The sequence below is a fragment of the Micromonospora sp. NPDC049580 genome, assembly GCF_040675595.1.
GTDB lineage: Bacteria > Actinomycetota > Actinomycetes > Mycobacteriales > Micromonosporaceae > Micromonospora.
Genome location: NZ_JBFAPG010000315.1, coordinates 1 through 7,658, shown reverse-complemented (window position 1 = coordinate 7,658; position 7,658 = coordinate 1). Strand labels below are relative to the sequence as shown.

At 63.1% G+C, this 7,658-nt stretch carries 10 protein-coding genes; 3 read left to right on the top strand and 7 right to left on the bottom strand.

From position 1 onward, the window contains the following. Positions 1–384: 384 nt before the first annotated feature. The 3 genes from AB0J68_RS22425 to AB0J68_RS22415 all read right to left on the bottom strand — a co-directional run bounded on the left by AB0J68_RS22425 (position 385) and on the right by AB0J68_RS22415 (position 1,152). A complete protein-coding gene (locus AB0J68_RS22425; RefSeq protein ID WP_363940376.1) occupies positions 385–558 on the bottom strand; it encodes a hypothetical protein in 174 nt (57 codons plus the stop codon). Further along, on the bottom strand, positions 555–773 hold the full coding sequence (locus AB0J68_RS22420) for a hypothetical protein (RefSeq protein ID WP_363940375.1): 219 nt from the start codon (positions 771–773) through the stop codon (positions 555–557). The genes AB0J68_RS22425 and AB0J68_RS22420 overlap by 4 nt, the downstream gene beginning before the upstream one ends. 172 nt (positions 774–945) lie before the next feature. Continuing rightward, positions 946–1,152, bottom strand: coding sequence for a hypothetical protein (locus AB0J68_RS22415; RefSeq protein WP_363940374.1), 207 nt, complete (start codon positions 1,150–1,152; stop codon positions 946–948). A gap of 202 nt (positions 1,153–1,354) precedes the next feature. On the opposite strand from AB0J68_RS22415, the gene AB0J68_RS22410 reads away from it, so the two are divergent. Next, positions 1,355–2,485, top strand: a complete 1,131-nt coding sequence (locus tag AB0J68_RS22410; RefSeq protein WP_363940373.1) for a helix-turn-helix transcriptional regulator — start codon at positions 1,355–1,357, stop codon at positions 2,483–2,485. Further along, positions 2,482–3,060, top strand: coding sequence for an HD domain-containing protein (locus tag AB0J68_RS22405; protein ID WP_363940372.1), 579 nt, complete (start codon positions 2,482–2,484; stop codon positions 3,058–3,060). The genes AB0J68_RS22410 and AB0J68_RS22405 overlap by 4 nt, the downstream gene beginning before the upstream one ends. Before the next feature lie 415 nt (positions 3,061–3,475). On the opposite strand, the gene AB0J68_RS22400 is transcribed toward AB0J68_RS22405, so the two are convergent. After that, positions 3,476–3,829 carry a hypothetical protein gene (locus AB0J68_RS22400; RefSeq protein WP_363940370.1) on the bottom strand — a complete coding sequence of 118 codons (354 nt, stop codon included), beginning with the start codon at positions 3,827–3,829 and terminating at the stop codon, positions 3,476–3,478. 452 nt (positions 3,830–4,281) lie between these two features. On the opposite strand from AB0J68_RS22400, the gene AB0J68_RS22395 reads away from it, so the two are divergent. Continuing rightward, positions 4,282–4,797: a hypothetical protein gene (locus tag AB0J68_RS22395; protein ID WP_363940368.1), complete on the top strand. Its 516-nt coding sequence runs from the start codon at positions 4,282–4,284 to the stop codon at positions 4,795–4,797. Between the two features lie 169 nt (positions 4,798–4,966). Here the strand turns inward: AB0J68_RS22395 and AB0J68_RS22390 are convergent, their stop codons facing one another. The 3 genes from AB0J68_RS22390 to AB0J68_RS22380 all read right to left on the bottom strand — a co-directional run bounded on the left by AB0J68_RS22390 (position 4,967) and on the right by AB0J68_RS22380 (position 7,522). Beyond that, positions 4,967–5,803, bottom strand: coding sequence for an IS5 family transposase (locus AB0J68_RS22390; RefSeq protein WP_363940366.1), 837 nt, complete (start codon positions 5,801–5,803; stop codon positions 4,967–4,969). Between the two features lie 421 nt (positions 5,804–6,224). Further along, positions 6,225–6,749 carry a hypothetical protein gene (locus tag AB0J68_RS22385; protein ID WP_363940364.1) on the bottom strand — a complete coding sequence of 175 codons (525 nt, stop codon included), beginning with the start codon at positions 6,747–6,749 and terminating at the stop codon, positions 6,225–6,227. 104 nt (positions 6,750–6,853) lie between these two features. Beyond that, the gene (locus AB0J68_RS22380) at positions 6,854–7,522 is read right to left on the bottom strand and encodes a hypothetical protein (protein ID WP_363940362.1); all 669 of its coding nucleotides are present in this window, start codon (positions 7,520–7,522) and stop codon (positions 6,854–6,856) included. Positions 7,523–7,658 lie beyond the last annotated feature (136 nt).

Genomic DNA, 7,658 nt, shown 5'->3' with positions numbered 1-7,658 from the left:
AGGTTCCCAAAGTGACCCCGGAGGTGGTCCCCAGCCGGACCACCGACCGGCCCAGCCAGCCCGAAGGGGGCCAGGTGCCAGAGGGCAGGCCCGCGATCATCGCCGCGGCCGCGCTCAATCACGCTACACACCGCCGCTCCCAATCTGCTCCCAATGTAAGCGGCAGGTACGACGAAGCCCGTTACCGGCTACTCCGGTAACGGGCTTCTGACCTGCACAAACTGAGAGCGGGCGATGCTGGTATCGAACCAGCGACCTCTTCGGTGTGAACTCTCGGCAGGCCGGTCGCGTCGGGCTCGATGCGAGGTCAGGCGACCTGTTGGCGCGCCTCTCGGCTCTGTTCGGCTGGCACGGTTGCTGTACTTCGCTGCTGTACTGCTGGCGTCAGACGAGGCGCTGGATGCGGACCTTCGGGCGCTCGTTCCTCAGATGGCTCTGCTTGTGCTGGTGGATCTGCTCGTCCCAGACCTCCTGGTCGTAGTCCGGGTCCGGTGGGATCCACCTGTGCGAGCCGTCGCTGTAGTGGAACTTCTCGTCGCCGGGCCGCAGGATGCTCACCGAAGCCAGCCGAGGAAGCGTCTGTGCAGCGCCGCCGCCGGCACCCAGGTCAGGTCCTCGGAGGCCCGCACCAGCTGGGCGCCTAGGTAGAGGGCCAGAGAGATCGGAGCGTCGTCGAACTCGGCGCGTAGCTCGCGCTGCCGCGCGCGGCAGGGCCAGGGCGCATCGCAGCCGCTGCAGCTCCAAATCGGCAGCACCGGGCCGTGCGTGGTCATGCGCGGCCTCCGAGCAGCGCCGTCACCAGAAACCGCGCCCGCCGGCTGGTTACCCGATCCACCTGCCAGCATGGGTACGACGTGAGCCGCGACCACCACACCCGGCAGCCGTTACAAAGGTCGTCTTTTCGGAGTAGACATACGACCAGGAGTTGCCGCTCCACCTCCTTACTCACTGCTCCTCCTCGACGGGCCAGTGCCCCCGGTTGATCGGGATGCGGTGTCGGATGCGACAGGGCAACTCCGCCCCGCAGCGGCAGATCCAGCTCCACTTCCGCCACGACCAAGCCGGGCGGTGTCGCCGTGCCAGGGTCATCGCGACGGCGATCAGGTACTGGTCGTAGGTCACTCGTCGCCGTGGTGGTGTCCTGTCCCGCATCACTGGCTCCCTCCACCGGGCAGCACTCCATGGCCGACCCCGAAACGACGGGACCGAATCTGGAACGTTCGGTAACTGCGACGCTACGATCACGACAACGGCGGTTGGACTCACCCGCAGTACGAGTGAGCAGGCCAGACGAGCTGCCGCAGCATTGGTTTCACGGCGAAACGTCGACCACGGGTCAACGTAGGGATGACGCATGAGAGGTCCCGGACGATCGGTACCGCATCGCGGCGAGGTGACCGGCTACCTGTTCAAGCTGATCCGGGAGTCCATCCCGCTCAGCCAGGAGCAGCTCGCCGTCGACCTGGACGTCGACCGCGTGACCGTACAGAGCTGGGAATCCGGGCGCCGGCCATTCACCGCGGTACCGCTCGGGCAGGCGATCGCCGTCCGACGCCGGCTCGGACGGCTCGGCGCGAACACACTCCTGCTCGCAGCACTTGACGATGCCGCCGAGGCGGATCTCATCCTCGCCGCGGTCCTCAACGAACATGTGGACCGCTGCGACATCGCCGAACAGCCGCTGGGCTGGTCCGTACTCACCCACCGTCTGACCGACTTGATCCTCTGGGCCGTCCTCGGGCAGACACCGACCTTCGCCAGAGGACTACCCATCGCCCCTCCCCGGCGGGGTCCAGTCGCATCCGGGCCGACCCTGCCCGTCGACGAGCAACGTGCGTTCTTCGCTCACCTTCACGTGCTCGCCGATCGCGCCGCAGCCGGACGGCATCGGAACGTGCTGCTACACCGGCAAGCCTGCTTCCTTGCCGGCATGGACCCCACCAAGGCAGCAGCAGGTTGGCTCACCCAGACCACCACCCGAGCACACCGAACGACCACCTTTCGCACCTGGTCGCCGCTGTGGCCCGACGCCCGCTCCGTCGTCACGTCCCTCGCTAACCAGGGCGACCCTGAACCGTTACGGGATTTCATCGCTCGCGCACATCCCGACGACGCCTGCGAGCGAGCAGCCCTCAACTACTCGGCCTACTGGGTGGGCGAGATCCCGTACCGCCACCGCGACGACTCCTTCATGCCCGAAGCGCTCGCTGACTGGCGTGGCTCAATCCTTCTTCGGCACCTGGTCCAGCGCCTCGATCCAGGGCATCCGTTCGTCGATCTCAACATCCACAACGTCTGGGCTCTGCTGGCCGCACGACGCGGCCTCGCTCTCGACGACCTCGCCGCAACGAGGGCGCTCCTCGACCGCAGTGTCCCGCTGCTCCTGGACAGTGACCGGATCTCCGCGCAGTCGCGGCAGGAACTAACCTCTATCGTCTACAGCCTGCGGGCGGACGGATTCACCGGCACAGGGACGGGCAGATGACCGACGATCACGAAGCCGGCGGAGCGATGAACTTCATCTTCGAAGCTGGCGTCCTCAAACGCGCCGCCCGGACCGGCTGGTGGTTCGCTGGCGTCAAGCACCCCGAATCCATCGCCGAACACTCGTTCCGAACGGCGCTCATCGGAATGATGCTCGCCGCTATGGAGGGCGCGGACCCGGCCCGGGTGTCGATGCTGTGCGTTCTGCACGACACCCAGGAAACCCGGATCACCGACATCCCGCACATCGCCAAGCGCTATCTCACCGCCGTACCCAGCACCGCCGTCACCGCCGACCAGGTGGCCACCTGTCCACCGGCCGTCGCCGACGTCATCACCGCCGCAGTCGCCGAATACGAAGCTGGCGAGACACTAGAAGCTGTCGTCGCTCGCGACGCTGACAAGCTGGAGTGCCTCGTCCAAGCCGTCGAGTACCGCCATCAAGGTATCGACAACGTGCAGCGCTGGATCGACAGCTCGCGAGCCGCTCTGAAGACCGCCAGCGCCCACCGGCTTGCCGACGCCGCTCTCAGCGGACAACCCCTGGCCTGGCTCACTCCCCCGCCGCAGGAGTAAGCGTTACCACTTGGCGTTATATTGGTCACGGTGCCGGGCATAGGCATCCGAACTGGACGAGACACGCTTCGACCTGGACCGGCGCTAGCCATGGTTGGTCATCATTTGCCACCGCCGGCCCCCGTTAGACGGCCCGCGAACGGCGTGATCTTGATGCTGAATCTAGCCATCTGGCGCTCGACCTCTTCGGTGTGAACGCGGGCACGCAGCATCATCGGGTGTCGTCCGGTGCTGTTCCGTGCCGCTGACCCTGGCCGCCATGTATACCCCTGCGATCGGTTGTCGCCTGGCGACGGCGTTTTCGCTGCCTTCTCGCTGCCCTACACGGCGGCGGCCGGGTCGACATGGTCCCTGGTGGCCTGGTTCGGCCTGGCGTTGCACCGGCTGGTGGGCCGTGGGTGGCCCGGGGCGCTGCCTAATCCTGATGTCCTGGCCGTAGGTGCTCCGACTGCGGGTCATAGCAGACAAGGCCATGCTCGGCGGCCAGCCTAGCGGCTTCGGCCGACAGCTCTCCGGCTACTGAGTAGGGCATCGTCAGGTAGATCATCGGCCCAGACGCGTCATTGAGCAGCGAGCCGCAGCTAGAGGTACTGCCGCCAGTCATGGCGTCCCAGCGGTCGGCTAGCGCTTCCGCGTAGGAACGGATGCGCGGGGTCGGATCGAACTGTTCACCCTCCATGTACTCCTCGTAGATCTGGTCGTAGGCCGTGCCGGCTTCAACGTCGTCTCCGGGCTCCGCGCCCTCCCACACCGCCAGGTCGTAACTCATGCCGAGAGTTTGCCGTCTGGATGGAACCGTCACCGCCCCTGCCTTGCAAAGGCGGCTCGGGGCCGTGGACGCTTGCCGATCGATGCCAGCGACTGTCGTTGGGGTCAGGCAGGTTGCCGTCCAGTGCCAACCGCTGCCGACCTTGCTCGTCCGGCTTGCTGACTTCCTGCTGACTCTGTCTGGCCCGGACCTCTCGCTTACAAGTTCTGGGCGCTCCATCCGGCCGGGTCTGTCCGCATCCGCGACCTCGGGCGAGGGTCCATCCCTCGCCGTCCAGGGCTGCCCTCGTCTCGCCATGTCGCTGTCAACGTTGCTGTCGGCTGCCGTCTCGCAGCCACCCGGTACGAGGCAACAGAATCGAGGAACATCTCAGAGCCGCTCCTCACCTGAACCGTCCGATCAAGTTGTAACCGTCGCCTAGGATGGCTGCGCATACTCTCCTGGGAGCCTAAGTGAGCAGAAGCAGACGACGCGCGGACGAAAGCCGGCTTACTCGCGTTTTCGGCCTTTGGCAGGCGATAGCAGTGGCGACGATTGCTGCTGCAGGAACGATCGTGGTTGCGGTCGTCAGCCGCCCATCGGAGGGAACGACGCTTTCCATCAATCGCCTTTCTGTAATTACTGAAGCACCGCCCCCTCGCTATCGGTTGATTTCTGACGGCGACGTAAAGAACCTGCCATCAGGGTGGGTCATATTCTTAGTAGGTGAACGAAAATCCACACCCACCCCGCAATCCTCCTTCAAGTGGGTTGTTTCAGATATAGCTTTGATTGATGGAAGCCGGTGGCGTGTATCTTGGCGAAGCACTGACTCGCTTGAAGGAGTTGAGTGGTCTGCCGTTGCGACCAAGAATGAATGTCTCGGCGGAGCATGCAGTCCGCTTTGGATGGCAACAGTCGCCTATGCCCTAGAAACCTATGGCCTCGACTGGATAAGGGAATCTGGGGGCATTACTGCTTCGATCTGAAGGAACTAACAGCCGTCGATGAGCTGCGCCAGGAGCAGGGCTGAACTGCCCGGCCGATCCACGGCAGTCCACGGGTCCATCGTTGCTCGCCCGCATCGTCACCCAGTTGGTCACTCAAGTCAGGTGTCAGAGGGCGTCTGATTCACGTATTTTGCGAGTGATGCTGTCTTCAGGTGTCTCGCCAGGTTGGGGTGGTTTCGTCGGCGATGCGTTTGGTGAGGTTGTCGATCATCGCGATGCGGATCATGCTGGCGGAGTTGTCGGGTAGTGCTTCGTAGTCGCGGGCGAGGCGTCGGTGTTGCATGATCCAGCCGAGGGTGCGTTCGACGACCCAGCGGCGTTTGACCACGGAGAATCCTTTGGCCTGCGGGTCTTTGGTGACGACGTCGACGTCGATGCCGAGGGTGGCGCCGTGTTCGATGACCTTGTTCTTGAAGCCGGCGTCGACCCAGGTCTTGGCCAGGGCGGGGTGGGTGGCTTTGGCCTGGTCGAGCAGGTCAATGCCGATGGTGTTGTCGCTGGTGCTGGCGGCGGTGACGACGACGGCGAGGAGGAGGCCGAGGGTGTCGGTGATGATGCCGCGTTTGCGTCCGACGATCTTCTTGCCGGCGTCGATGCCCTGGGTGGGCAGGGGTGCCTTGGTGGAGGTCTTCACGCTCTGGCTGTCGATGATGCAGGCCGACGGTTGCGCGGTGCGTCCGGCCTTGGTGCGGGTCAGTCCGGTGAGCTGGTAGTTGAGCTGGGTGAAGATGCCGTCGGTGGTCCAGGCGGTGAAGTAGCCGTAGACGGTCTGCCAGGGCGGGAAGTCGTGTGGCAGGTAGCGCCAGGCGATGCCGGTGCGGTTGACGTACAGGATGGCGTTGACGATCTCGCGGAGGTCGTGGGTGGCGGTGCGTCCGCCGACGCCGGCGTCGGTGCGGGCCTGACGCCAGGCGTTCAGGGGCGGTGCGATCAGCGCCCAGCGGGCGTCGGACAGGTCGGAGGGGTAAGCCGGTCGCTCAACCATGGCATAGGTCTACTGTGGACGAGTTGCAGTGGATCGCACCCGCAGTCCGACGATACGAGTGCTTTTCTGAACCAGACGCGTTCCGCGGAACGAAGCTGGCATATCGATGCGACATCAGTCAGGGCAAATAGTGCGGATAGCCACGAGTCGTCGGCTTGCTGACCTGGCAGCCAGCAAGCCGAATGCCGTCGATCCCAGGCAGAAACGATCAAAACGCCCAGTCAGACGTTGAAGCGGAACTAAAAGGCGCGATCTGCTCACCAGCGGGAACGGTGCCCGACACCTGCTCACGCGCCGCCTCAGGCTGCCATCGCTGGTCGCCGGTTGACGACGTTTCACGCTGTCTTGTGCCCCCTGTGCGCCCCAAAACGCCGAAGGTGGCCGGTGGCTCGTGAGGTGCGCCGACGGGCAGCAGCAGCCCTTAGCTTGGCGCGCCTATGGGTGCCCCACCGAGTTCTTCTGGCGGTTCACCTCTAACGTCCCTCGCGCGAGACAGCCTTGCTTCCTCGGCGCGGAGATGATCGAGTTCTTCTCGGTTCCTATCAATGATCACGTCCAACATCGCGAAGTACTGCCGCACCGCGTTGCGAATCCGCCCCATTGCGAGCATAAGACTACCCCCCGCAACCAGCACGCCAAAAGCTAGGTAAAGGAAGGAATAAATACCAGAAGGCAACAGCGTTGAAATAAATATGATCGAGATTGAAACTAGGCCAACTATAAGTAGCCTGAATAGCTGGAATAACGTAAAAAAGAATCGCCACGTCAGCATTTCAGGTGCTAGATGCCGGACTTCATCTCTCTCCTTCGTCTTGCGTTCAAGCTGCCGCGCCTTATAGCTATCACTGTAACGTGAGAGCAGCTTTTGCGTCGGGCCCGTTGCTAGATTGGCGAATATCGAAAGCGGTACAGCAAGAGCCAGTCCCAGCCAAAACGCTTCGTCCAATTGACAGCCTCCCACTACCGTGGATTTGGATCCTACCCCTTCGCCACCCTCTACACAGCATGGCGTGAAACGCTCCTGCCGAGCATGCCCGACTTAGGCGAATTTCAGTTCGTCAGTTTCCCAATCCAAATGCCGAGGAATAGGAATATCGCGCTAACGATGGCATTGGTCACCAACGCGTCCGCGTTACGCTTCATCCACGGCGGAGCCTCCGCGCGTGTCCTGGTATTTATAGTGTTGCGAGCATAGAGGTAACCCAAAGATGCGGTGGCCAAGCTTGAAGGAATTGCAAGCCAGGCGACAGCAGAGGGGAGGTCGTTTTGCCTCGCGTAGTCCACTCCACCCGCCACGGCAACAACGGTCATTGCAATGGCAGCCACCGAGAGCACTCCCGTCACCACAGCTATCGAGGCGGATGACCGCATTGTGCGTACACCGCCAAACTTCCGGCAGCGATTCGCAATTTGGGTAATCTCCGCCGCCATGCCACGTTCTTGCAAGTTGGGATCAAGAACTTGCAGGTACGCGCCAGAGCCTTTGATTACTAGTTGAACGCGCCCACCCTCAGCGACGAAATGGAGGCTTTTGATCCTCGGCTCTTTTAATTGGGCAAGGTCTGCGACTTTGTCTATTTGGTATTTATCCGTCAGAATAAATACTTCCGCAGCAGCCTCTTGCATCACTGACTCTATTTGCTCTAGATCATCGCGCCATAGGCGCATGGATCCTAGAAACACGTTTAGAGTGCGGGGTTCAAGCTCGCGAACGGCCATGGATCGCGATCATATCGAACATGCGCAACGTCCACTCGTTGCCACTCGTCAGCCATCCCGTCTGCCGTCGACCCGCCCTCCTGGGGAGCGGGCCGCCGCCCGGCCCGCCCCCCGCCAACCGGCGGGGGGGCCCGGG